At 69.1% G+C, this 21,279-nt stretch carries 22 protein-coding genes; 9 read left to right on the forward strand and 13 right to left on the reverse strand.

The window, feature by feature from the left end; translation table 11 throughout:
• Positions 1–134 precede the first annotated feature (134 nt).
• Positions 135–1,181 carry a fatty acid desaturase family protein gene (locus tag ACLJPX_RS24535; RefSeq protein ID WP_410602136.1) on the forward strand — a complete coding sequence of 349 codons (1,047 nt, stop codon included), beginning with the start codon at positions 135–137 and terminating at the stop codon, positions 1,179–1,181.
• A gap of 31 nt (positions 1,182–1,212) precedes the next feature.
• Positions 1,213–1,566, forward strand: a complete 354-nt coding sequence (locus ACLJPX_RS24540; protein WP_410602137.1) for a transcriptional regulator — start codon at positions 1,213–1,215, stop codon at positions 1,564–1,566.
• On the opposite strand, the gene ACLJPX_RS24545 is transcribed toward ACLJPX_RS24540, so the two are convergent.
• The 6 genes from ACLJPX_RS24545 to ACLJPX_RS24570 form a co-directional block, all read right to left on the reverse strand.
• Entirely contained in the window at positions 1,554–2,687 is a 1,134-nt protein-coding gene (locus tag ACLJPX_RS24545) for a S8 family peptidase (protein ID WP_410602576.1), read from the reverse strand. The genes ACLJPX_RS24540 and ACLJPX_RS24545 overlap by 13 nt on opposite strands.
• 144 nt (positions 2,688–2,831) lie before the next feature.
• Positions 2,832–3,398 (reverse strand): 3-hydroxy-9,10-secoandrosta-1,3,5(10)-triene-9,17-dione monooxygenase reductase subunit, encoded by a 567-nt coding sequence (gene hsaB, locus ACLJPX_RS24550; protein WP_410602138.1) that lies wholly within the window; start codon positions 3,396–3,398, stop codon positions 2,832–2,834.
• Complete coding sequence (gene hsaC / locus ACLJPX_RS24555; protein WP_410602139.1) at positions 3,395–4,309, reverse strand: iron-dependent extradiol dioxygenase HsaC; 915 nt, start codon at positions 4,307–4,309, stop codon at positions 3,395–3,397. Before hsaC ends, hsaB begins: the two co-directional genes overlap by 4 nt.
• Complete coding sequence (gene hsaD / locus ACLJPX_RS24560; RefSeq protein ID WP_410602140.1) at positions 4,309–5,157, reverse strand: 4,5:9,10-diseco-3-hydroxy-5,9,17-trioxoandrosta-1(10),2-diene-4-oate hydrolase; 849 nt, start codon at positions 5,155–5,157, stop codon at positions 4,309–4,311. Before hsaD ends, hsaC begins: the two co-directional genes overlap by 1 nt.
• Positions 5,157–6,332, reverse strand: a complete 1,176-nt coding sequence (gene hsaA / locus ACLJPX_RS24565; RefSeq protein ID WP_410602141.1) for a 3-hydroxy-9,10-secoandrosta-1,3,5(10)-triene-9,17-dione monooxygenase oxygenase subunit — start codon at positions 6,330–6,332, stop codon at positions 5,157–5,159. The genes hsaD and hsaA overlap by 1 nt, the downstream gene beginning before the upstream one ends.
• Before the next feature lie 43 nt (positions 6,333–6,375).
• Positions 6,376–7,974 carry an FAD-binding protein gene (locus ACLJPX_RS24570; RefSeq protein WP_410602142.1) on the reverse strand — a complete coding sequence of 533 codons (1,599 nt, stop codon included), beginning with the start codon at positions 7,972–7,974 and terminating at the stop codon, positions 6,376–6,378.
• A 99-nt stretch (positions 7,975–8,073) separates the two neighbouring features.
• Here ACLJPX_RS24570 and kstD point away from each other — a divergent pair, with 99 nt between their 5' ends.
• From kstD to ACLJPX_RS24605, 7 genes are all read left to right on the forward strand, one after another.
• Complete coding sequence (kstD, locus tag ACLJPX_RS24575; RefSeq protein ID WP_410602143.1) at positions 8,074–9,744, forward strand: 3-oxosteroid 1-dehydrogenase; 1,671 nt, start codon at positions 8,074–8,076, stop codon at positions 9,742–9,744.
• Complete coding sequence (locus tag ACLJPX_RS24580) at positions 9,741–10,880, forward strand: Rieske 2Fe-2S domain-containing protein (RefSeq protein ID WP_101606512.1); 1,140 nt, start codon at positions 9,741–9,743, stop codon at positions 10,878–10,880. The genes kstD and ACLJPX_RS24580 overlap by 4 nt, the downstream gene beginning before the upstream one ends.
• The gene (locus ACLJPX_RS24585) at positions 10,877–11,137 is read left to right on the forward strand and encodes a hypothetical protein (RefSeq protein WP_101606511.1); all 261 of its coding nucleotides are present in this window, start codon (positions 10,877–10,879) and stop codon (positions 11,135–11,137) included. Before ACLJPX_RS24580 ends, ACLJPX_RS24585 begins: the two co-directional genes overlap by 4 nt.
• Positions 11,134–12,159, forward strand: a complete 1,026-nt coding sequence (locus ACLJPX_RS24590; RefSeq protein WP_410602144.1) for a 2Fe-2S iron-sulfur cluster-binding protein — start codon at positions 11,134–11,136, stop codon at positions 12,157–12,159. The genes ACLJPX_RS24585 and ACLJPX_RS24590 overlap by 4 nt, the downstream gene beginning before the upstream one ends.
• Before the next feature lie 9 nt (positions 12,160–12,168).
• A complete protein-coding gene (locus tag ACLJPX_RS24595) occupies positions 12,169–13,032 on the forward strand; it encodes a MaoC/PaaZ C-terminal domain-containing protein (RefSeq protein ID WP_410602145.1) in 864 nt (287 codons plus the stop codon).
• Positions 13,033–13,084: 52 nt separating this feature from the next.
• Positions 13,085–13,834, forward strand: coding sequence for a class I SAM-dependent methyltransferase (locus ACLJPX_RS24600; RefSeq protein ID WP_410602578.1), 750 nt, complete (start codon positions 13,085–13,087; stop codon positions 13,832–13,834).
• 99 nt (positions 13,835–13,933) lie between these two features.
• Positions 13,934–14,392, forward strand: coding sequence for a riboflavin kinase (locus ACLJPX_RS24605; RefSeq protein WP_410602146.1), 459 nt, complete (start codon positions 13,934–13,936; stop codon positions 14,390–14,392).
• A gap of 2 nt (positions 14,393–14,394) precedes the next feature.
• Here ACLJPX_RS24605 and ACLJPX_RS24610 read toward each other — a convergent pair whose 3' ends face one another.
• The 7 genes from ACLJPX_RS24610 to ACLJPX_RS24640 all read right to left on the reverse strand — a co-directional run bounded on the left by ACLJPX_RS24610 (position 14,395) and on the right by ACLJPX_RS24640 (position 21,227).
• Entirely contained in the window at positions 14,395–14,964 is a 570-nt protein-coding gene (locus tag ACLJPX_RS24610; RefSeq protein ID WP_410602147.1) for a DUF5134 domain-containing protein, read from the reverse strand.
• A 73-nt stretch (positions 14,965–15,037) separates the two neighbouring features.
• Entirely contained in the window at positions 15,038–16,207 is a 1,170-nt protein-coding gene (locus ACLJPX_RS24615) for a lipid-transfer protein (RefSeq protein ID WP_101606505.1), read from the reverse strand.
• A complete protein-coding gene (locus ACLJPX_RS24620; protein WP_410602148.1) occupies positions 16,207–16,602 on the reverse strand; it encodes a MaoC family dehydratase in 396 nt (131 codons plus the stop codon). The genes ACLJPX_RS24615 and ACLJPX_RS24620 overlap by 1 nt, the downstream gene beginning before the upstream one ends.
• On the reverse strand, positions 16,599–17,513 hold the full coding sequence (locus ACLJPX_RS24625) for a bifunctional MaoC family dehydratase N-terminal/OB-fold nucleic acid binding domain-containing protein (RefSeq protein WP_410602149.1): 915 nt from the start codon (positions 17,511–17,513) through the stop codon (positions 16,599–16,601). Before ACLJPX_RS24625 ends, ACLJPX_RS24620 begins: the two co-directional genes overlap by 4 nt.
• Positions 17,510–18,682, reverse strand: coding sequence for an acyl-CoA dehydrogenase family protein (locus tag ACLJPX_RS24630; RefSeq protein ID WP_410602150.1), 1,173 nt, complete (start codon positions 18,680–18,682; stop codon positions 17,510–17,512). The genes ACLJPX_RS24625 and ACLJPX_RS24630 overlap by 4 nt, the downstream gene beginning before the upstream one ends.
• 4 nt (positions 18,683–18,686) lie before the next feature.
• Positions 18,687–19,751, reverse strand: coding sequence for an acyl-CoA dehydrogenase family protein (locus ACLJPX_RS24635; protein ID WP_410602151.1), 1,065 nt, complete (start codon positions 19,749–19,751; stop codon positions 18,687–18,689).
• Positions 19,752–19,835: 84 nt separating this feature from the next.
• Entirely contained in the window at positions 19,836–21,227 is a 1,392-nt protein-coding gene (locus ACLJPX_RS24640) for a WS/DGAT/MGAT family O-acyltransferase (protein ID WP_410602152.1), read from the reverse strand.
• Between the last annotated feature and the right edge of the window lie 52 nt (positions 21,228–21,279).

The raw sequence follows: 21,279 nt of genomic DNA on the forward strand, positions 1-21,279 counted from the left end.
AACCTCCAGCGCGGTCAAGGTCAAGCTCCGTGAACCACAGGAGCCCACACCGCGCCAAGGTAGGGCCAACCCCCGCACCGACCCACCGGCCCACCACATTCACCCAGCCCCCACTCTCGGCCAGACTCACAACGGTGACCGCAAACCTCCGCACAGGCAGCGATTTCGCCCGCCTGTCCCGCCGCGTCAGCGAAGCGGGCCTCCTCGACCGCCGTCCCGGCTACTACGTCTTCCGCATCGGCCTGGTCGCCACCCTCTTCGTCGCCGGCTGGGTCGCCTTCTTCGCGATCGGGGACTCCTGGTGGCAGCTGGGGATCGCCGTCTTCCAGGCGGTGATGTTCGGCCAGATCGCCTTGCTGTCGCACGATCTCGCGCACCGCCAGGTGTTCCGGACCCGCCGTCCGAGTGAGATCGCCGGCCGGATCGCCGGGAATCTCGGTGTCGGCATGAGTTACGGCTGGTGGATGGACAAGCACACCCGTCACCACGCGAACCCGAACCACGAGGACCTCGACCCCGACGTCGATCCGGACATCCTCGTGTGGTCGAAGGACCAAGCTAGGGCCAGCAAGGGACTTCCGCGGTTCATCGGCCGCTACCAGGCTTTCCTGTTCTTCCCGCTGCTCACTCTCGAGGGCCTGAACCTGCACTTCTCCGGTATCCGCGCGGTGTCGAAGCCGGGCATCCGGCGGCGCGGGATCGAAGCGGCCTTGCTGCTGGCGCATTTCGCGCTCTACTTCAGCGCGCTGCTCGTCGTCCTCTCCCCCGGCAAGGCACTCGTCTTCTTCATCGTCCACAAAGCACTGTGGGGTGTCTACATGGGATCGATCTTCGCGCCCAACCACAAGGGGATGCCGATCCTGTCCGGTGACACCGAACTCGACTTCCTTCGCAAGCAGGTGCTCACGTCGCGCAACGTCCGCGGCGGCAGGGTGGTCGACGTCGCGCTCGGCGGGCTCAACTACCAGATCGAGCACCATCTGTTCCCGAGTATGCCGTCGCCGCACCTTCGCCGCGCCCGGCCCATCGTCCAAGGATACTGCGCGGAAATCGGCGTCCCGTATCACGAGACGGGGCTGATCGAGTCGTACCGGCTCGCGTTGCGCAGTCTGCACGAAGCGGGTGAGCCGATCCGACTTTCGGAGGGTTCACCGGCTGAGACGACCGCCGGGCGCCGTTGACACTCCAGATACGGCTTCTTACTTTCAGTGCATGACGCCCCCGCAGATCTTCCCCGGCGCCACCCTGCATCCAGAACCGTTCCCGCCGGCCCTGCGCGCGGCGATCACGGCCAGCGGGCTCCCGCTGGACCGGATCCGTCACCGCCTGGAGCTCCGCGGCGTCTCCATCAGTGTGCCGACGCTGAGCCATTGGCAGTCCGGCAGACGCAGACCGGAACGCCCGGAATCCCTCCGGGCACTCGCCGAACTGGAAGAACTTCTGGCCCTGCCGCCGTTGGCTTTGCGTTCGCTGCTCGGCCCGCCCCGGCCACGGGGACGAAAAAGCTCGGTCCCGGCGCAACGCCGGGACCGAGCCACCACCACCGAGGGAACCTACCCGACGTAGAGCGTGCGGTTCGGGCTACCGCTACCGGGGTTGGTCACCAGCCCCGGAGTCGAGGCGCTGATCAGCGCCTGGGCCACCTGGGCCGCGGTGGCCCCGGTGTGCGAAGACAGGTACAGCGCCGCGGCACCGGCCACGTGCGGAGCGGCGAACGAGGTGCCGTTACCGGTGTAGGTCGCGGTGTCGTTGTCCTTCCAGGCCGAGGTGATCGAGACGCCCGGCGCGAACAGGTCGATCACGGAACCGTAGTTGGAGAAGGAAGCGCGGCGGTCGGTGCGGTCCGCCGCGGCGACCGTGAGCGCTTCGGTCACCCTGGCGGGCGAGGTGTTGGCGGCGTTGACGTTCGAATTACCCGCGGCGACCGCCCAGGTGATCCCCGCCTTGATGGAGTTCCGCACCGCGGTGTCCAGTGCGGTCGACGCGCCGCCGCCGAGGCTGGCGTTGGCCACGGCGGGCTTCTTGGCGTTCTGGGTGATCCAGTTGACGCCCGAGATCACACCCGCGGTCGTGCCGCTGCCGTCGGAACCGAGGACCCGCACCGGGTACAGCGAAGCACCCTTGGCGACACCGTATTTCGCGCCGGCGATCGTGCCCGCGACGTGTGTGCCGTGACCGTAACCGTCGTCCGCGTTCGTGTCATTGTCGACGAAATCGTAGCCCTGCTTCACCCGGCCGCCGAAATCGGTGTGACTGGCGCGAATACCTGTGTCGAGAACGTAGACGTTCACATTCGACGCGGTCGTCGAGTAATTGTACTTGTTGTCCAGCGGGAGATTGCGCTGATCGATGCGGTCGAGCCCCCAGGACGGCGGATTCGTCTGCGTCGCCTCGGCGCGCACCACCTTGTTCTGCTCGACGAAGGCGACCGCCGGGTCGGCCGCGAGGCGCTTGGCCTGCCGCTCGCCCAGCGCCACCGAGAAGCCGCTGATGCCCTGCGTGTACTGCCGTCCGATGGCCCCGCCGAACTTGCCAGCCAGCGAAGGCTTGTCGACGGTGGAGCCGTCCTTGAGCACGACGATGTAGCTGTCGGCGATGGCGCCTTCCGCACCGGCGCCGACGATCGAGCCCTCGGCGGCCTGCGCCGGCGTCACCCCGGCCAAGACCGTGACGACGGCGGCGGCCAGGCCGATTCCGGCCAGTCTGCGAGAATTCCCGTTCACGTTGCTGTCCCCATTCCTTGGTGAGCTTCCGGTGAAAACGCTAAGCGGAAGCAACAGGAAAGGACAGCTTTACATTTTTTCGTTTATACGGTTATCCAGTTATACGTTTTACAACCAATCGTCGGGACGCGGCCACGGCATGAGCGCGGCGAGCGCGTCGGTCACCGGTTCCGTAACCGTGTACCGGCCGCGGTGGAACAGCAGTGGCCGGTCATCGGACGGTTCCCCGAGCGCGGTGACCCTGCCGACGACGACGTAGTGGTCTCCCGCTTCGTGCACGGCTTCGAGCGTGCAGTCGATCCACGTCAAAGCCCCTGTCAGCAAAGGAGATCCGGACGGTGCGGGGGTCCAGTCGACCGACGCGAACTTGTCCGCGCCCCGCGACCCGAACACCGCGCTGACGTCCTGCTGGTGCTCGGCGAGGACGTTGACCGCGAACCGCCCGGACTCGGCCAGCACCGCCCAGGTCCGGGAAGTCTTGGCGGGACAGAACAAGACCAGTGGCGGATCCAGGGAAAGCGCCGCGAACGACTGGCACGCGAACCCCACCGGCGCCCGGCCGTCGTGCCCGGTCACCACGGCGACGCCGGTGCAGAAATGCCCGAGCACCGACCGGAACCGGGCAGGCTCGATCTCCGCGGCGATCTCGGGATCGACGTCCGTCACCCGGGTCACGACTGACCCGGAGGCCGGGCGCCGACTGAAAAGTCGTGTCCCCACAAGGAAACCGCCGTACTCTCTCGGGCGATCCAGCTCTCGTCGTCCACTTGTCTTCCCTCGCAGCCGTATTCGACGTCGAATCCGCCGGGGGTCTTCATGTAGAACGAGAGCATCAGATCGTTGACGTGCCGCCCGAGGGTGGCCGACATCGGCACCTTCCGACGGATGGCCCGGTCGAGGCAGAGGCCGACGTCGTCGGTGTTCTCCACTTCGACCATGAGGTGCACGATGCCGCTCGGAGTCGGCATCGGCAGGAACGCGAGACTGTGGTGACGCGGGTTGCAGCCGAAGAACCGCAGCCACGCGGGCGCGCCGTCGGCCGGCCTGCCGACCATCTGCGGCGGCAGTTTCATCGAGTCCCGCAACCGGAATCCGAGGACGTCGCGGTAGAACCGCAGCGCGGCTTCGTCGTCGTGTGTGGACAGTACGACGTGCCCGAGCCCCTGCTCGCCGGTCACGAACTTGTGCCCGTACGGGCTCACCACGCGCCGATGCTGCAACGCCACGCCGTGGAAGACTTCCAGCGTGTTGCCGGAAGGGTCCTCGAAGGACACCAGGCCGTCGACGCGGCGATCGGTGAGCTGATCCGGGGTGCCCTCCTCGTAGGGCACGGAGTTCGCGTCGAGCGAGTCCCGGATCTCGTCGAGCTCCCCGGCGGTGGCGACCTCCCAGCCCGCCACGGCGAGCCTGTCGTGCTCGCCGGGGAAGATGACCAGCCGAGCCGGGAAGTCGTCCATGCGCAGGTAAAGCGCTTCCGGGTTCGTCCCGGAGCCCTCGACCATGCCGAGGACTTTCAGCCCGTATTCACGCCACGCGGCCATGTCGGTGGCTTCGATGCGGAGGTAGGCGAGCGAACGGATACCCATCAGGAGGCTCCCAGGAAGTCGAGTGCCAGCCGGTTGAACTCGTCGAACTTCTCCAGCTGCGCCCAGTGACCACAGCCGCCGAACACGTGCAGCTGGGCCCGCGGGATCGTCTTGAGCGCGAGCAGGGCGCCGTCGAGCGGATTGACCCGGTCTTCGCGGCCCCAGATGAGCAGCACACGCTGACGGAGGCGGTGCGCCTCACGCCACAGCATGCCTTCCTCGTAGGTGTCGGGCTGGGCGAACGACTTGCCCATCGCCTTCATCGCCGCGAGGGACTCCGGCGCGCTCGCGGCGGCGAACCGCTCGTCGATCAGTTCGTCGGTGATCAAGGACTGGTCGTGCACCATGATCCGCAGGAAGGCTTCGAGCTTTTCCCGGCTGGGCCCTGGAGGGGCGCTGAACCGGCCCAGGTTCTTGATGCCCTCGGTGGGATCGGGCGCGAACAGGTTGAGGCTCAGCCCGCCCGGCCCCATCAGCACCAGCCGTCCGGCGCGTTGCGGATGGTTCAGCGCGAGCCGGACGGAAGCCCCTCCGCCGAGCGAGTTGCCCACGAAATGCGCCCGCTCGATGCCGAGTTCGTCCATCAGCCCGACGACGGCGTCCGCGCTGTGGCGGAAGTACTGTGGATGCTCGGTCGGCTTGTCCGACCGGCCGAACCCGGGCTGGTCGATCGCCAGTGTGCGGTAGTTCTTGGCGAACACCGGCAGGTTGCGGCCGAAGTTGCTCCACGCCGACGCGCCGGGGCCGCCGCCGTGCAGGAGGATCACCGTCTCCGGATGCTCCACGCCCGCTTCGTGGTAGTGCAGCTTCAGTCCACCTTGGACGGTGGCGTACTTGCCTTCGGTCATCAGACCATCGCATTCTCGACGGGCAGCCCGAAGGCGCCGGTTCCGAACATGACGTAGGCGCGCTCGGCGTCGTTCGCCGCGTGCACGCGGCCGGCGTGGGCGTCGCGCCAGAACCGCTGGATCGGGGTTCCGGCCTGCAAGGCGCGACCGCCGGAGTTCTCGAAAAGCCTGTCGATCGCGAAGATCGCGCGTTCCGTGCCGCGGACCTGGTCACGCCGGACCCGCAACCGCGTGGGGAACGGCAACTTCTCCCCCTTGCACGCCAGCTGGTAGAGCTCGTCGATGTTGTGCGTCAACTGGAGCCAGGCCGCGTCGATCTCGCTCGCCGCCTCGGCGATCCGCACCTTGGCGAACGAGTCCTCTTTGGACTGTTCACCCGCGTACGCCGCGCGCACCCGCTTGCCCTGGTACTCGACGTGCGCGTCGTAGGCACCCTGCGCCATCCCGATGATGGGCGCGGTGATCGTGCTCGGATGCACCGAACCGTACGGGAGCTTGTACAGCGGCCCGGGGTTGAGCTCCTGGCCGGGCGTCTTGCACTTCGACGTCGCGATGAAGCTGAGCGCGCGGTGCTTCGGGACGAAGACGTCGTTCACGATGATGTCGTTGGACCCGGTGCCGCGCAGGCCCACGGTGTCCCAGACGTCTTCGATCGCGTAGTCGCCGATCGGCACCAGGTAGGTGCAGAAGTCGACGGGTTTGCCGTCCTTGAACACCGGCCCGCCCAGCAGCACCCAGGTCGCGTGGTCGCAGCCGGAGGAGAAACTCCAGCGCCCGCTGAGCCGGTAGCCGCCGTCGACGACGTCCGCCTTGCCCATCGGCGCGTAGGAAGAGGAGATCCGGACGTCGTGGTCGTCGCCCCAGACGTCCTGCTGCGCCTGCGCCTCGAACAGGCCGAGGTGCCACGGGTGGACGCCGAGGATGGAGGCGACCCAGCCCGTGGACCCGCACGCGCTCGCGACGAGTTTGACGGCGGTGTAGAAGCTCACCGGGTCGGCTTCGAGACCGCCGAACGTCTTCGGCTGCAGCAGTTTGAAGAACCCGGTCTCCTGCAGGGACTTGACGGACTCCTCGGGAACGCGCCGGGCGTCCTCCGCCTCCTGCGCCCGTTCCCGCAGGACCGGCAGCAGCTCCCGGATCCCCGCGATCACGTCCTGCGCGGCGTGCTCGCTCATATGCGTTCCCTCTCTCGCCGTACTCCGTGAACCGGATCCAAGACTAGAACACGTTCTCGTTTTTGTCGACCGATCCCCGGTCGAGCGCACTGTGTGCTCCAGCACGCCGCCCGGAAAACACGCAGTCGGCCAGCGACAGACCGCTCACATAGGACCTAGAACAGATTCCCACCGCGGTCCGGCCTGCCGCGTACAGCCCGCGAATCGGGGTGCCGGAGGAGCCCCGCACGGCGCCGGTCTCCTCGTCGACGACCAGGCCGCCCAGCGTCAGCATCGGGCACGGATAGCCGAGATTGGGCCGGATCGAGACGTCGATCAGCGAGTACGGCGCCCGATCCAGCGGGCGCGCGAACTCGGCGGGTTTGCCGGTCGGATCCGCGCCCGAGCGCGAGGCCTCGACGCTGGCGACCAGGCCGCCGGGGTCGACGCCCGCCTTGCGCGCGACGTCTTCGAGCGAACCGGCGACGACCCGTTGCCGCAGCAGGTAGCGCACTTGAAGTCCTTGGAACCACTGGCTTTGCTTCCGCGCGTCACGACGCACGTCGCGCACGATGGCGTCGTCGACCAACAGCCAGCCCCGCCCGCCGTGCTCGGTGATCATGCGTTCGCCGACGGCGGCGCCGTACCGGGATTCGTCGATGATCCGGCCGCCTTCCTTGCCGACCAGCAGGCCGCCGAGGAACGCGGACGGCGGGGTGATGAACCGCCAGGCGGAGATCCGCCCCAGTTCCGCGGTGGCCCCGCCCGCTTCGACGCCCATCCGGATCCCGGACCCGTCGTCGGCGGAGGTCCCCAGCGCGAGGCCGCCGCGATACGCGGGCGCGTGCTCACGCACCATCTCCCGGTTCGCGATGAACCCGCCCGCCGCGAGGACGACCCCGCGCGAGCCCGAAATACGCAGCTCACGGCCGTATCGGCGTTCGATCCGCTCCACCCGCCGATGCAGCGACTTCCGCAGCGACGGTACGTAGATCCCCGGTTTGGCGGCGTACGCGGCCAGCTTCCGATGGGCCGCCCGGACCCGCGCGGGCGCGTCCCGCAGGGTGGACACGACGACCCCGGTCACGGTCCCGTTCTCGTCCACGATCAGATTCCGCGCCGCGGTCTGCGGCAGCACCTGGATCCCGCGGCGCCGGACGGCCTCGGCCAGGCGTTTCATCAGCAGCTTCCCCGAGGTCCCCGGACCTTTGACGCGATGCCCGCGCGGCGCCGGCTTCGCCGCGTCACGGAAGCCGCCCGCCGCCTCGCTGCCCGAGTAGTACAGATAATGCGCGTCGCTCGGGTAGGACGTCTTGTACGGGCACAGGCTCCCCTCGAACGGGACACCGTTGCCCTCCAGCCAGGTCACCATCTCCGTACTGCCCGCGCAGAACCGCCGCAGGGTCTCTTCGGAGACGACGTCGCCGACCTCGAGCCGCAGGTAGTCGTACATCGCGTCGACGCTGTCGTCGACACCCGCGTCCCGCTGTTGCGCCGTCCCGCCACCGGCGTAGACGACACCTCCGCTGACGGCGCTCGCGCCACCGCCGGAGAACCGCTCCACGACGAGCACCCGGGCGCCCGCGTCGGCGGCTTCGATCGCCGCGCAGGCGCCCGCCGCCCCGAAGCCCACGATCACCACATCCGCGATGAGGGAGTCCATCACCCCACCCTAGAACTAGAACACGTTCTCGTCTATGGTGACTGGAGCAGCGCGGATGCTGCTACATGCTTCCTACAACGTGTTCCAGGTGAGGGGCGTATGGACTACGACGTGATCGTGGCGGGCAGTGGGGCCGCCGGGATGACCGCCGCACTGTCCGCAGCCCACCGGGGACTCGAGGTCCTGGTCGTGGAGAAGGCCGCCCACTTCGGCGGCTCCACCGCGCGGTCCGGCGGCGGCGTCTGGATCCCCGGCAACCACGCCCTGCGGGCGGCCGGGATCGAAGAACCCCCGGAGCGGGCGCACGAGTACCTCGAGTCGATCGTCGGCGACGTCGTCCCGGCGGAACTCCGGTCGGCCTTTCTCGACCGCGGCCCCGAGGTCTTGTCCTTCGTCTGCGACAAAACGCCGCTGCGCTTCCGGTGGGTCCGCGGTTACTCGGACTACCACCCGGAGGCCCCCGGCGGGCGCGCCGGCGGACGGTCGGTCGAACCGGCCGCGCTCGACGGCAACCTGCTCGGTCCGGAGCTGGCGAATCTGGAGCCGCCCTACAGCGCTCCCCCGCTGGGCGCCCCGATCACCCAGGCGGACTACCGGTGGCTGAGCCTGCTCGCCCGGCATCCGCGCGGGATCCTCCGCGTCCTCGGTCTCGGTGGCCGCTGGCTGCTGGGCCGGATCCGCCGTCAACGGCTTCTCTCCATGGGGCAAGCGCTTGCGGCCGGTTTGCGGGAGGGCCTGCGGCGGGCCGATGTCCCGGTCTGGCTGAACACGCCGCTGGTGGACCTCGAGGTCGAAGGCGATCGCGTGATCGGCGTCGTGGTCCGCCACGAAGGCGAGGAAAAACTGATCCGTGCCCGGCTCGGCGTCGTGCTCGGCGCCGGAGGGTTCGAGCGCAACGAGGAGATGCGGGCCAAGTACCAGCGGGCGCCCATCGGCACGGACTGGACCGTCGGCGCCGAAGCCAACACCGGCGACGCCATCGGCGCCGGGCTCAAACTCGGCGCGGCCACCGCTCTGATGGACGACGCCTGGTGGGGCCCGTCCATCCCGCTGACCGGCGGCCCATGGTTCGCGCTCGCCGAGCGGTCGCGGCCGGGCTGCCTGATGGTCAACGCGCGGGGTGAGCGCTTCGTCAACGAGTCGGCGCCCTACGTCGAGGCCGTGCACGCGATGTACGGCGACGGCGACGGGCCCGGCCGGAACTTCCCGACCTGGCTGGTGTTCGACCAGCGCAACCGCAACCGGTACATGTTCACCGGCCTCGGCCCGCGTCAGCCGCTCCCCGGCCGCTGGTTCAAAGCGGGCATCGCGGTCAAGGCGAGCACGATCGCGAAACTCGCCGAGCGGATCGAGGTCCCGGCCGACGCGCTGGAGTCCACCGTGCGGCGCTTCAACGGCTTCGCGAAAAGCGGCGTGGACGAGGACTTCCACCGCGGGCGCAGCGCGTACGACCACTACTACGGCGATCCGCGGAACAAACCCAATCCGAGCCTGGGCCCGCTGGACGTCGCGCCGTACTACGCGGTGAAGATCGTGCCCGGCGACCTGGGCACCAAGGGCGGTTTGAGGACCGACCCGCACGCGCGTGTCCTGCGCGAGGACGGGTCGGTGATCGACGGGCTCTACGCGGCCGGCAACACGAGCGCGGCGGTGATGGGCCGCACCTACGCGGGCCCCGGCGCGACGATCGGCCCGGCGATGGTGTTCGGCTACCTTGCGGCCGAGCATCTCGCGCAGCAAGATCACACCAAAGCGGGAGGCAGCCGATGACGACGGAATCCGTACGGCAGATCGACGCGGGCGCGCCCCCTTCGCGGTTCGCGCGCGGCTGGCACTGTCTCGGCCTCGCCGAGCCGTTCCGGGACGGGAAGCCGCACGCCATCACGGCGTTCGGGACGAAACTGGTGGTCTTCGCCGACTCGTCCGGCAAGCTGAACGTGCTCGACGGGTACTGCCGCCACATGGGCGGCGACCTCACCCAGGGCGAGGTCAAGGGCGACGAGATCGCCTGCCCGTTCCACGACTGGCGCTGGAACGGCAACGGCAAATGCGTCTCGATCCCCTACGCCAAGCGGGTTCCGCTGCGGGCGCGGACGAAGACGTGGCAAGTGCTGGAGGAGAACAAGCAGCTGTTCGTCTGGCACGACCCGGAAGGCAACCCGCCGCCCGAGGACGTCGTCATCCCGCGCATCGAGGGCGTGTTCAACGGCGAGTGGAGCAACTGGACCTGGGATTCGGTGCTGATCGAGGGCTCCAACTGCCGCGAAATCATCGACAACATGGTCGACATGGCGCACTTCTTCTACATCCACTACGCCTTTCCGACCTACTTCAAGAACGTGTTCGAGGGACATGTCGCCACGCAGTACCTGAACACGAAAGGCCGTCCGGACAAGGGAATGGCGTCCAACTACGGCGGCGAGGAGAACCTGCTGCGGTCCGAGGCGTCGTATTTCGGGCCGTCCTACATGATCAACACGCTGCTCAACACGTACCAGGGTTTCGAGATCGAGAACGTGCTGATCAACTGCCACTACCCGGTCACCGAGAACTCGTTCGTGCTGCAGTGGGGCGTGAGCGTGAAGAAGTTCGAGGGCGTCTCGGACGAGCACGCGGACAAGATCGCCGGGAAGTTCGCCAAGGGCATCGGCGTCGGTTTCCTGCAGGACGTGGAGATCTGGCGCAACAAGACGCGGATCGACAACCCGTTGCTGTGCGAGGAGGACGGGCCGGTCTACCAGCTGCGCCGCTGGTACGACCAGTTCTATGTGGACGCGGCCGACGTCACCGAGGACATGACCCGGCGGTTCGAGTTCGAAGTGGACACCAGCCGCGCCAACGAGGTCTGGGCGGCGGAGGTGGCCGACAACCTGGCGCGGCAGCAGGCGGAAGAGGCCGGGGTGTGAAGCCCGAGACCGTCGAGTTCCTCACCGCCGGGCTGCGGCCGCTGAACTGCCGCTCGTGCGGGACCTGTGTGCTGGTCAAGAAGAACAGCATGCAGCACACCAGCATCCAGTGGACGACCGACGCGTCACGGAGCTGCCCGGTGTTCGCGGCGCAGAAGGCGTCCGGCGCGCAGACGGCGTTGCTCGACACCTGCGGCAATCTCAGCGACAGCATCGACGCCGCGCTGAAGGACGGCCTGCTGGAGGTGCCCGAATGAGCGGCCCCGTCACCGTGACCGTGGCCGAGGTGATCGCCGAGACGGCCGACGCGTCGTCGATCGTGTTCGAGATCCCGGCCGAGCACGCCTCCGTTTTCGCTTACACCCCAGGGCAGTTCCTCACCGTCCGCGTGCCGAGCGAGCGGACCGGGTCGGTGGCCCGCTGCTATTCGCTCTCCAGCGCGCCGCACGAGAACCGGGTCCAGGTCACCGTCAAGCGCACCTCCGACGGCTACGGATCGAACTGGCTCTGCGACAACCTCCGGGCCGGGCAAGAGGTCCAGGTCCTGCCGCCCGCCGGGGTGTTCAGCCCCGCGTCGCTCGACGAGGACTTCCTGCTGCTCGCGGGCGGAAGCGGGATCACGCCGGTGATGTCGATCCTGAAGTCCGCGCTGGAACACGGAACCGGCAAGGTGGTCCTGCTCTACGCCAATCGCGACGAAGGATCGGTGATCTTCGCGCGGGAACTGGCGGATCTCGCCGCGAGGTACGCGGACCGGCTGGTCGTGATGCACTGGCTGGAGAGCCTGCAAGGTCTGCCGGCCGAGGCGCACCTGCGCGCCCTGGTCGCGCCGTACACCGCGCACGAGGCGTTCATCTGCGGACCGGGTCCGTTCATGGACGCCGCGCGCGCGGTGCTCAAGGACCTCGGACTGCCGCGCAAACGGATCCATCTGGAGCGGTTCCTGTCCCTCGGCGGGAACCCGTTCGAGGTGGCCGAACCGGTCGTCGTCGAAGAGGCCGAGACCCCGGCGGGAGTCGAGGTCACCCTCGACGGCGAGACCAGGAAGCTCGCGTGGCCCCGCCGGACGAAACTGCTGGACCTGTTGCTGGAAAAGGGTTTCGACGCGCCGTATTCCTGCCGTGAGGGACAGTGCAGCGCGTGCGCCTGCCGGGTCACCTCCGGTGAGGTGAAGATGCTGCACAACGAGGTCCTCGACGGCGACGACATCGCCGAAGGCATCGTGCTGGCCTGTCAGTCCTTGCCGCTGACCGACGAGGTCACCGTCACCTACGAGTAGGAGTTCTTCGTGCCCATCGATCCTTCGGTCGCGATCGGCGCCGACCTCGGCGAGGTGAGTTTCGCCTGGACCGCGTCCGACGTGCAGCTCTACCACCTGGCGCTGGGCGCGGGCTCGGATCCGACGAGCCCGCGGGAGCTGCGCTACACCTACGAGGACGGCCTCCGGGTGCTGCCGACGTTCGCGACCGTGGCCGCGAACCTGCGCGTGTTCGAGCCGCCCGCCGTCTCGTTCCCCGGCGTCGAGGTCGACCTCGGGAAGGTGCTGCACGGCAAACAGGAAGTGATCGCGCACCGGCCGATCCCGGCGTCGGGCAAGGCCGTGGCCAGGACGCGGATCGTCGACGTCTTCGACAAGGGGAAGGCGGCGGTGATCGTGAACGAGACGGTCGCCACCGACGCGGACGGAACTCCACTGTGGACGCTGCGATCGAGCATCTTCGCCCGTGGCGAAGGGGGTTTCGGCGGCGAACGCGGGCCGTCCGATCGCGTCGAACTCCCGTCACGGGAACCGGACGCGGTCATCGACACGCCGACGTTGCCGCAGCAGGCCCTCCTCTACCGGCTTTGCGGGGACCGCAACCCGCTGCACGCGGATCCCGCGTTCGCCGCGGCGGCCGGGTTCGGCAAGCCGATCCTGCACGGCCTGTGCACCTACGGCGTCATCGCGAAGGCCGTCACCGACGAGTTCCTCGACGGAGACACCTCGCGCGTCGCCTCGTTCGCGGCCAAGTTCGCCGGCGTCGTCTTCCCCGGCGAACCGCTGCGGACCCGCGTCTGGCGGGAGCCCGCCGGGCTGCTGATCACGACCACCGCGCCGGACCGGGACGAGGCTCCCGTTCTTTCTGACACTTTATTGACCACTACAGACTGAATCCTCGTTCCCGCAGGTAGCGGCTCTGGCTAGACTCGGCCGGGTGCGCCCCTTGATCTCGGACCCGTATGCCGAACTCGGCCGGGATTACGCGCGATCGAGACGTCCGGACCCCCGGATCGCGGCCGCCGTGACCGCCGCGCTCGGCGACGCGCGGTCGGTGGTCAACGTCGGCGCGGGAGCCGGTTCCTACGAGCCGGAAGACCGCGGCGTGATCGCCGTCGAACCGTCGTCGCGGATGATCGGGCAGCGTCCGGTCACCGCGGCCCCCGCCGTCCAGGCTTGTGCGGAAGGGCTCCCTTTCCGCGACGGAGCCTTCGACGTCGCGCTGGCGGTGCTCACCGTGCACCACTGGACGGACGTGACCGCCGGGCTGGCCGAACTGCGGCGGGTGTCCCGTCGCCAGGTGATCGTGACCTGGGACCAGGCGGTGTTCGCGCGGTTCTGGCTGGTGCGGGACTACCTGCCGGAGATCGCCGAGCACGAGAGCCGGCTGGCCTGCCTCGACAGGATCGTCGAGGAGCTGAGCGCGGCGGGCGGGACCCCGTCCGCCGCTCCGCTGCCGGTGCCGTCGGACTGCGTCGACGGATTCCTCGGCGCGTATTGGCGCAGGCCGGAGGCCTACCTGTCCGAACGCGTGCGCGCGGGGATGTCCGGGGTGGCGCTGCTGGACCAGAACGTCGTCGCGGCGGCCGTCGGCCGGTTGCGCGCCGACCTCGCCGACGGGCACTGGCACCGGCACCACGTCGGCCTGCTCGGCCGGACCGAGCTGGACCTGGGATACCGGCTCGTCACGACGTGACCGAGTACACAGTGGACACTCTCGCCGCGTGGACGGCTGTCGACCCCGGCTCCGGGTCGTGGTATTCATGGCTTTCGTGACGGCAGGGACGGGGGCGGCATGACGGCGGAGTACTTCGTGGTCCGTGGCCAGGTGGAGAAGGGCGATCAGCGGGGGCGGGAACTGGGCTTCCCGACCGCCAACATCGCGCTGCGCGACCAGGACGGCCAGGTCGGCGACGGAGTGTGGGCGGGCTGGGCCGAACGCGCGGACGGCACCCGGATCGCGGCGGCGGTCTCGGTCGGCAGGCGGCCGACGTACTACGGCGCGGACGGCTACCGGCTCGTCGAGGCGCACCTGCTGGACTTCGGCGGGAACCTCTACGGCGAGGTGCTGACCGTCTGGCTGGGGCACCACCTGCGGGAGCAGCAGGCGTACCCGTCGTCGGAGGCGCTGATCGTCGCGCTGAACAAGGACATCGCCGACGCGGGCAAGTGGGCCGCGGACAACCCGGCCGAGGGCCTTCCCACCGCCGAGGCGGCCGAAGAGGGTGTGGTCCGGCGCGTACCGGCCTCGTGACGTCAGACGGCCGCTCCCAGCAGCATGTAGCCCATCCCCAGCCCCATCACGACCCGGCACACCCGGCGTGAGACCTGGCCCGCGCCCGTGTCGCCCCGCGCGGCCGAGACACCCGCGCGGATGGCGTCCACCGCGAAATACGCGGCCACGGCGCCGAAAATGAGGGAAAGCCACAGCGCCGAGGTGGTGCCGGGGCCGGACATCACCAGCCACGGTCCGTGCGAGACCTCGCTGTGCGGCATGAACGTCACCATGAACAGCATCGCCGCGGCGGAGACGGCGTGGTGCCCGCACGCCGCGTGCCCGGACCGCCGCCCCTTCCACCACGAGACGGCGAACCAGCCCGCCGTCAGCGCGAGTACCGCCTGCCAGCCGGCGGCGGGAATGGGGCCGCCGACCGGGGACAGCATCGCGACCATGGCGACGACGAGCAGCAGCTCGGCCAGATCACCGTTGCGGACCGACGCGCCGTGGCGTCCGTAGTCCAATCGGACGAGTCTCAGCACGCACGGCAGGACCAAGGCCGCGAACGCCGCGGTCAGCGTCCACGCGACGACGATTGGTCCAGACATGGTGCCTCCCAGCCGGTCTCCCCCTCACCGTGGCAGGTACCGCTCTAGTACACCAGCGGGCATTGAGGTGATCTCACCCAGCGGTCAAGACCAGTCCGCTCGTAGGTACGCCCGTTCCGGCGGTCACGAGCACCCGTGCGGCCCCGTCGACCTGGTTGACGGCGTCTCCCCGCACCTGCCGGACCCCTTCGGCGATCCCGTTCATCCCGTGGATGTAGGCCTCCCCCAGCTGCCCGCCGTGCGGGTTGAGCGGCAGTTTCCCGTCGAGTTCCAGGGTGCCCCCGCCGATGAAGTCCTTGGCCTCGCCCTTCCCGCAGAAGCCGAGTTCTTCCAGCTGCATCAGGACATACGGGGTGAAGTGGTCGTACAGCACGGCGAGGTCCATGTCGCCCGGTCCGAGCCCGGACTGCGCCCACAGTTGCCGTCCCACGACCCCCATCTCGGGCAGCGCGGGCAGGTCGTCGCGGTAGTAGCTGGTCATCACGTACTGGTCCGGGCCGCTCCCCTGCGCGGCCGCCGCGATCACGGCGGGCCGGTGCGGCAGGTCGCGCGCGCGTTCGGCGCTGGTGACCACGAGCGCGACCCCGCCGTCGCTCTCCTGGCAGCAGTCGAGCAGGTGCAACGGTTCGGCGACCCAGCGCGACGCCTGATGGTCTTCGAGCGTGATCGGCTTGCCGTGGAACCACGCCTTCGGGTTGGTCGCGGCGCGGGCGCGGTCGATGACGGCGATCCGGCCGAAGTCCTCGCTGGTCGCGCCGTACTCGTGCATGTAGCGCCGGGCGAGCATGGCGACGGTCGCGGCGGGCGTCGCGATTCCCATCGGGTAGTGGAACGCGTTGTCAACGCCGGAGGAGTTCACCTGCCCCGCCGCGGCCGAGGAGACCTGGCCGAACCGCATCCCGGACCGTTCGTTGAAGGCCCGGTACGCGACGACGACGTCCGCGACACCGGTCGCGACGGCCATCGCGGCCTGCTGCACGGTCGCGGCCGCCGCCCCGCCGCCGTAGTGGATCCGGCTGAAGAACTTGAGTTCGGGGATGCCGAGTTCGCGGGCCACCGAGATCTCACTGTTGCCGTCCATGGTGAACGAGACCAGACCGTCCACATCGGACGGCTTGAGCCCCGCGTCGGCCAGCGCCGCCGAAACCGCCTCCGCCGCCAATCGCAGCTCGCTGCGCCCGGAATCCTTGGAGAACTCCGTCGCGCCGATACCGGCGATCGCCGCCTTCCCGGACAGGGTCATCACTCGCCTCCCAGGGTGATCGCGACGGTGCCCACCACGTGTTCGCCGAGACTGTCCACACCGGACACGGAGATCACCACGTCGTCGCCGTCGCGTTCGGTGACCCGCCCGGTGAAGGTCAAGGTGTCGTAGGCGTAGCAGGGCACGCCGAGCCGGATCTTGATCGACCGCACGAACGCCTCCGGCCCCGCCCAGTCGGTGACGAACCGTTGCACCAGACCGGTGTCGGTGAGGATGTTGAGGAAGATGTCCTTCGATCCCCGTCGCACGGCGGCGTCCCGGTCGTGGTGGACGTCCTGGAAGTCCCGGGTCGCCAGCGCGGTGCTCACCACGAAGGTCGGGGTGGCCTCGATCGTCAGCGGCGGCAACTCGGTGCCGACGGCACAGTCCTTCATCGCGCGACCCTCCAAGCGGGCAAGGTCAGTTCCTCGTCGACCTTCACGAAGGCGGCTTCCACCGGAAGTCCGATGTGGACGGCTTCGGGGTCGGCGTCGAGCAGCTCGCCCATCACCCGGACACCCTCTTCCAGCTCGACGAGCGCGACCACGAACGGCAGGTCCTTGCCGGGGACCTTCGGGTGGTGGTGCACCACGTAGCTGTAGACCGTTCCCCGCCCGCACGCCACGACGTGATCCGGCTTCGCGCCGAGGTCGCCGTCCGGCGGCATCGGGCCGGGCGGATGCCGCAGCGTCTCGCCCCACCGCTGGATCCGCAGTTCGCCCTCGCGCAGTCCGGCCCAGAAGAACTCGGTGTCCTTGCTGATCACCGGCCGCAGTACGGGTGCCGCCGCCTTGGCGGGCTCCGCATCCGGCGGGCGGAACTTGAGTACCCGGAACACCATGTCCGCGACGGCTTCTTCGCCGACGTACCAAGTGGTCTTCGTCGTCACGAACCAGCCTTCGCCCAGCGCGGTGCGTTTCGGCCCGACGACGCTCTCGAGTTTCGCGGTCGCCTCGACCCGCTCGCCGTGCCGCAGGTAGCGGTGGTAGTTCTGCTCGGAGTTGGTCGCGACGACCGAGGTGAACCCGGCTTCGTCGAGCACCTCCATCATCGCGCCGAGCGGATCGTCCGACGCCCTCGTCCAGTGCAGCCCGCCCATCGTCCACACCTGCGCCATCGCGGGCGGTGCGACAAGTCCCTTGTGGACACTCTTCGCGGCGAACTCTTCGTCGACATAGACGGGATTGCGGTCGCCGATGGCTTCGACCCAGTTGTTCACCATCGCCTGGTTGACCGCGTCACGGGCCGCCCTCGGCGCGGATTCCCCTTGTGCGGCGATGCGTTCGGCCGCTTCCTGGATGCTCATCGCGGCACCCTCGGCAAGCCGAGCCCGGCGGTGGCGATCAGCTCGCGCTGGATCTCGTTGACGCCGCCGCCGAAGGTCAGCACCAGATTGCGTTTGGCCACCACGTCCAGCCACAGCGCCAGTTCCGCCGTCTCGGTGTCGGCCTGATCGCCGTGCCGTGCCACGATCTCCTCCAGCCTCCTCGCCAGGCGCTGGATGCGTTCGGAACCGACGATCTTGGTGGCCGAGGCGTCGGCCACCGCCACCGGCCCGGTCGCCGAAGACGCCGCGACCTGCCAGTTCAGCAGTTCGTTGACCCTGGCCGTCGCCCAGGTTTCCGCGAGGACGCCGCGGACGTCCGGCAGCTGCGTCAACGGCGTGCCGTCCGGCGTCTTCCTCGACGCCGCCCAGTCGCGGACGCGATCGTGGAGCCCGCCGATGCGACCGGCCGGGCCGAGCATGACGCGTTCGTGGTTCAGCTGGGTGGTGATCAGCCGCCAGCCCTCGTTCTCCTTGCCCACCAGCATGTTCGCGGGGACCCGGACATCCGAGTAGTACGTGGCGTTCACGTGGTGCGCGCCGTCGCAGGTGATGATCGGCGTCCACGAGTAGCCGGGATCACGGGTCTCCATGATGAGGATCGAGATGCCCTTGTGCTTCGGCGCGTCCGGCGCGGTCCGCACGGCGAGCCAGAGGTAGTCGGCGTCGTGCCCGCCGGTGGTGAAGGTCTTCTGGCCGTTGACGACGTACTCGTCGCCCTCGCGCACGGCGGTGGTCCGCAGCGACGCGAGGTCGGTGCCCGCGTCGGGTTCGGTGTAGCCGATGGCGAAATGGATCTCACCGGCCAGGATCTTGGGCAGGAAGAAGGACTTCTGTTCTTCGGTGCCGAACGCCTGCAACGTGGGCCCGACGGTCTGCAAGGTCACCGACGGCAACTGGACGTCGGCACGGGCGGCCTCGTCGACGAAGAGGTGCTGCTCGATCTCGCCGAAACCCCGGCCGCCGTACTGTTCCGGCCAGCCGACGCCGAGCCAGCCGTCCCGGCCCATCCGCCGGACGATCTCGCGGTACACCGGTCCGTGCCGCTCGCGCAGCATCGCGCGCCGCTCGTCGGCGCTCACCAGCCCGGCGAAGTACTTGCGCAGTTCGGAGCGCAACTGCTGTTGCGCCGCGGTCAGTTCGATCAGCATCGGTTCACCCCGCCACCAGTTCGCCCAAGGCGGCCAGCCGATGCGAGGCGCCGCCGAGCGTCCGTCCCAGATCCTTGACCGCCGACGAGAACCGGTGCAGCGGATACGTTTCGTCCACGCCGATCCCGCCGTGCAGGTGATGGCAGACGGCCAGCGCCCCGGGCGCCTCCTCCGCCAGCCAGTACGCCGCGACGTCGAGATCCGCCTCGGCGTCGAGCCCCGCCGCGAGCCGCCAGACCGCCGACCGCGCGGCCAGCTGGACGGTTCTCGAAGCGACGTAGACGTCCGCGATCTGCTGCGCCACCGCCTGGAACGCCGCCAGCGGGCGCCCGAACTGCTCGCGTTCGCCGACGTGCTTGGTGGTCAGCGCGAGCGCGCCGGCGAGCAGGCCGTCGCCGAACGCCACGATGCCCGCGAGCGCGAACCGGTGCAGGGCCGCGATCGCTTCGCCGGGGCCGGGGCCGTTCAGGAGGTCGGCGTCGGTGACGGTCAAGGAATCGAGCGTCATCGTGTAGTCCGGGGTGCCGGAAGAGGTTCTCGTCGGCGTCAGCGTCACGCCGTCCGCCCGGGGATCGACCAGGAAGACCCCGGTACCGCCGGGCATCGAGACCGGCGTCAGGATCCGGGTCGCCTCCGCCGCGAACGGGACGCCGACCTTGACCCCGCTCAGCCGCCAGTCCCCCGCCGGCTCGGCCACGCTCGCGGGCCGGGTGGCGAACGGCGTGGAAGGTTCGTGGAGCGCCGCGGTGAGCACGGATTCGCCCGCGGCGACCGGCGGGAGCAGGGCCGCACGCTGGTCCGGGCCGCCGAGCGCCGCGACCGGCAGGACCCCGAAGGCCAGCGACGCCAGCGCGGGCGTCGGTGAGGCGACGCGACCGAGCTCGGTCAGCACCAAGGCGACCTCGGCCACGCCGAGGCCGTCACCGCCGAGTTCGGCGGGCAGCGCCAGCGCGAGCAGACCGGAGCCGGCGAGCGTGCGCCACGTCTCGGCGGGTTCGCGCTCCTTGCCGAGCACGCGCGCGGTCAGCGCGGTGACCTCGGTCTGCGTCTCGTCGAACTGGAAGTCCACACTGGCTCCTCACCGGGGCGAACGGGCACAATACTGAAACCTGTTCTAGTCTTATCCGGAAGGCGGCCGAACGGCAACCCCTCGCTAAGGAGCGGCCTTGAGGAGTTCCTGGAGAGCATCGGGGAAGTGGTCGGCGAGCGGCCACAGGTCGCCGGTGAGTTCGCGGGCGCCGAGCAGGCCGACGTCCACCCGGCCCGCGTTGGACAGCACGGTGACGTTCAGCCCGGCGCCGTGGAACACCGGCCCGAGCGGGTAGAGCCCGGTGATCCGGCAGCCCAGCAGGTACAGGGGCATCGGCGGACCGGGCACATTGGACACCACCAGGTTGTGCACCACCGGATGCCGTTCGGCCAGGCGCAGCGCGGAATACGCGCGGACCGCGAGACCGAACATGGTCGCCGCCGAGAACTGTGCCCAGTCCTGGAGCATGTCGGCGTCGATGTCGTGGTGGTGGTCCTTGGACAGCCGGTTCGACTCCGCGAGCATGAACACGCGCGCGGCGGGATCCTCCAGATGGGTGGGCAGCGACGCGAAGAAGGCCGAGACCTTGTTGCTGCCGTGCTCACGCTCGGTGCGTTCGTGCACCGACACCGGCACGGTCGCCACCAGCGGGTCTTCCGGCAGCTCGCCCCGGTCCCGCAGGAACCGCCGCAGGGCACCGGAAACGACGGCGAGGACGACGTCGTTGACGGTCACCCCGAAGGCGTTCTTGATCCGTTTGACCTCGTCGAGGTCGAGGGAGGCGTAGGCGACACTGCGGTGCGCGGTGATCGTCCCGTTGAACGACGTGCGCGGAGCGGTGAACGGGACCGGCATTCCCTTGCCCTGCAACGCTTTACCGAGCCATTTCGGGACGAGTCCGAGCAGGTCGGGCAGCAGTTTCACCACCTCGGCCGGGCGTTTCACGAACGACGTCAGCCCCGCGCCGAGCAACGCGCGCCTGCCGGGAACGCCCCCGTTGTGGCGTTCGTCCCGCGCGATCTCCGGCGGCGGGGCGTCCGGTTCGAGCCCGGCGAGATAGGTGATCAGGCTGGCGCCGCTGACCCCGTCGACGCTGGCGTGGTGCATCTTCAGCAGGACCGCGATCTCGCCGCCGGCCAGGCCTTCGATGACGTGCAACTGCCAGAGCGGCTGCGCGCGGTCCAGCCGTTGTCCCGCGATGTGGGCGCACAGTTCGGCCAGTTCGCGCCGGTCACCGGGCGCCGGTACGCCGATCCGGTGAACGTGGGCCTCGAGGTCGAAATCCTCGTCCTCGACCCAGACGGGGTGGGTCGGATTCCAGAGTGGATTGTGCAGCTTGCGCCTGAATGCCGGGATCAGCCCGACCCGTTCGGCCAGTTTCTCCTTGAAGCGCTCGAAATCGTAGCCACCGGGCATGGTCGAACGGTCGAGGATGAGCAGTCCGCACACGTGCAGGACCTGGGCCTGCGTCTCCAGGTAAAGAAAACTCGCGTCCAGACCACTCAATCTCCGCATAAGAATCACCTTAAGTGAACTTTGCAACGGGTTCTAGGCGGTCACCCGGCGG

Origin of the sequence: Amycolatopsis sp. lyj-90, from assembly GCF_046549035.1 — a bacterium.
In the GTDB taxonomy this organism is placed as follows: Bacteria; Actinomycetota; Actinomycetes; order Mycobacteriales; family Pseudonocardiaceae; genus Amycolatopsis.

What these genes read in the sequence shown, in the direction of transcription:
- ACLJPX_RS24540 (WP_410602137.1), top strand. Translation starts at nt 1,213, where the DNA reads ATGACGCCCCCGCAGATCTTCCCCGGCGCCACCCTGCATCCAGAACCG.
- hsaC (WP_410602139.1), bottom strand. Translation starts at nt 4,309, where the DNA reads ATGGGTATCCGTTCGCTCGCCTACCTCCGCATCGAAGCCACCGACATG.
- hsaD (WP_410602140.1), bottom strand. Translation starts at nt 5,157, where the DNA reads ATGACCGAAGGCAAGTACGCCACCGTCCAAGGTGGACTGAAGCTGCAC.
- hsaA (WP_410602141.1), bottom strand. Translation starts at nt 6,332, where the DNA reads ATGAGCGAGCACGCCGCGCAGGACGTGATCGCGGGGATCCGGGAGCTG.
- ACLJPX_RS24570 (WP_410602142.1), bottom strand. Translation starts at nt 7,974, where the DNA reads ATGGACTCCCTCATCGCGGATGTGGTGATCGTGGGCTTCGGGGCGGCG.
- kstD (WP_410602143.1), top strand. Translation starts at nt 8,074, where the DNA reads ATGGACTACGACGTGATCGTGGCGGGCAGTGGGGCCGCCGGGATGACC.
- ACLJPX_RS24580 (WP_101606512.1), top strand. Translation starts at nt 9,741, where the DNA reads ATGACGACGGAATCCGTACGGCAGATCGACGCGGGCGCGCCCCCTTCG.
- ACLJPX_RS24590 (WP_410602144.1), top strand. Translation starts at nt 11,134, where the DNA reads ATGAGCGGCCCCGTCACCGTGACCGTGGCCGAGGTGATCGCCGAGACG.
- ACLJPX_RS24605 (WP_410602146.1), top strand. Translation starts at nt 13,934, where the DNA reads ATGACGGCGGAGTACTTCGTGGTCCGTGGCCAGGTGGAGAAGGGCGAT.
- ACLJPX_RS24610 (WP_410602147.1), bottom strand. Translation starts at nt 14,964, where the DNA reads ATGTCTGGACCAATCGTCGTCGCGTGGACGCTGACCGCGGCGTTCGCG.
- ACLJPX_RS24615 (WP_101606505.1), bottom strand. Translation starts at nt 16,207, where the DNA reads ATGACCCTGTCCGGGAAGGCGGCGATCGCCGGTATCGGCGCGACGGAG.
- ACLJPX_RS24620 (WP_410602148.1), bottom strand. Translation starts at nt 16,602, where the DNA reads ATGAAGGACTGTGCCGTCGGCACCGAGTTGCCGCCGCTGACGATCGAG.
- ACLJPX_RS24625 (WP_410602149.1), bottom strand. Translation starts at nt 17,513, where the DNA reads ATGAGCATCCAGGAAGCGGCCGAACGCATCGCCGCACAAGGGGAATCC.
- ACLJPX_RS24630 (WP_410602150.1), bottom strand. Translation starts at nt 18,682, where the DNA reads ATGCTGATCGAACTGACCGCGGCGCAACAGCAGTTGCGCTCCGAACTG.
- ACLJPX_RS24640 (WP_410602152.1), bottom strand. Translation starts at nt 21,227, where the DNA reads ATGCGGAGATTGAGTGGTCTGGACGCGAGTTTTCTTTACCTGGAGACG.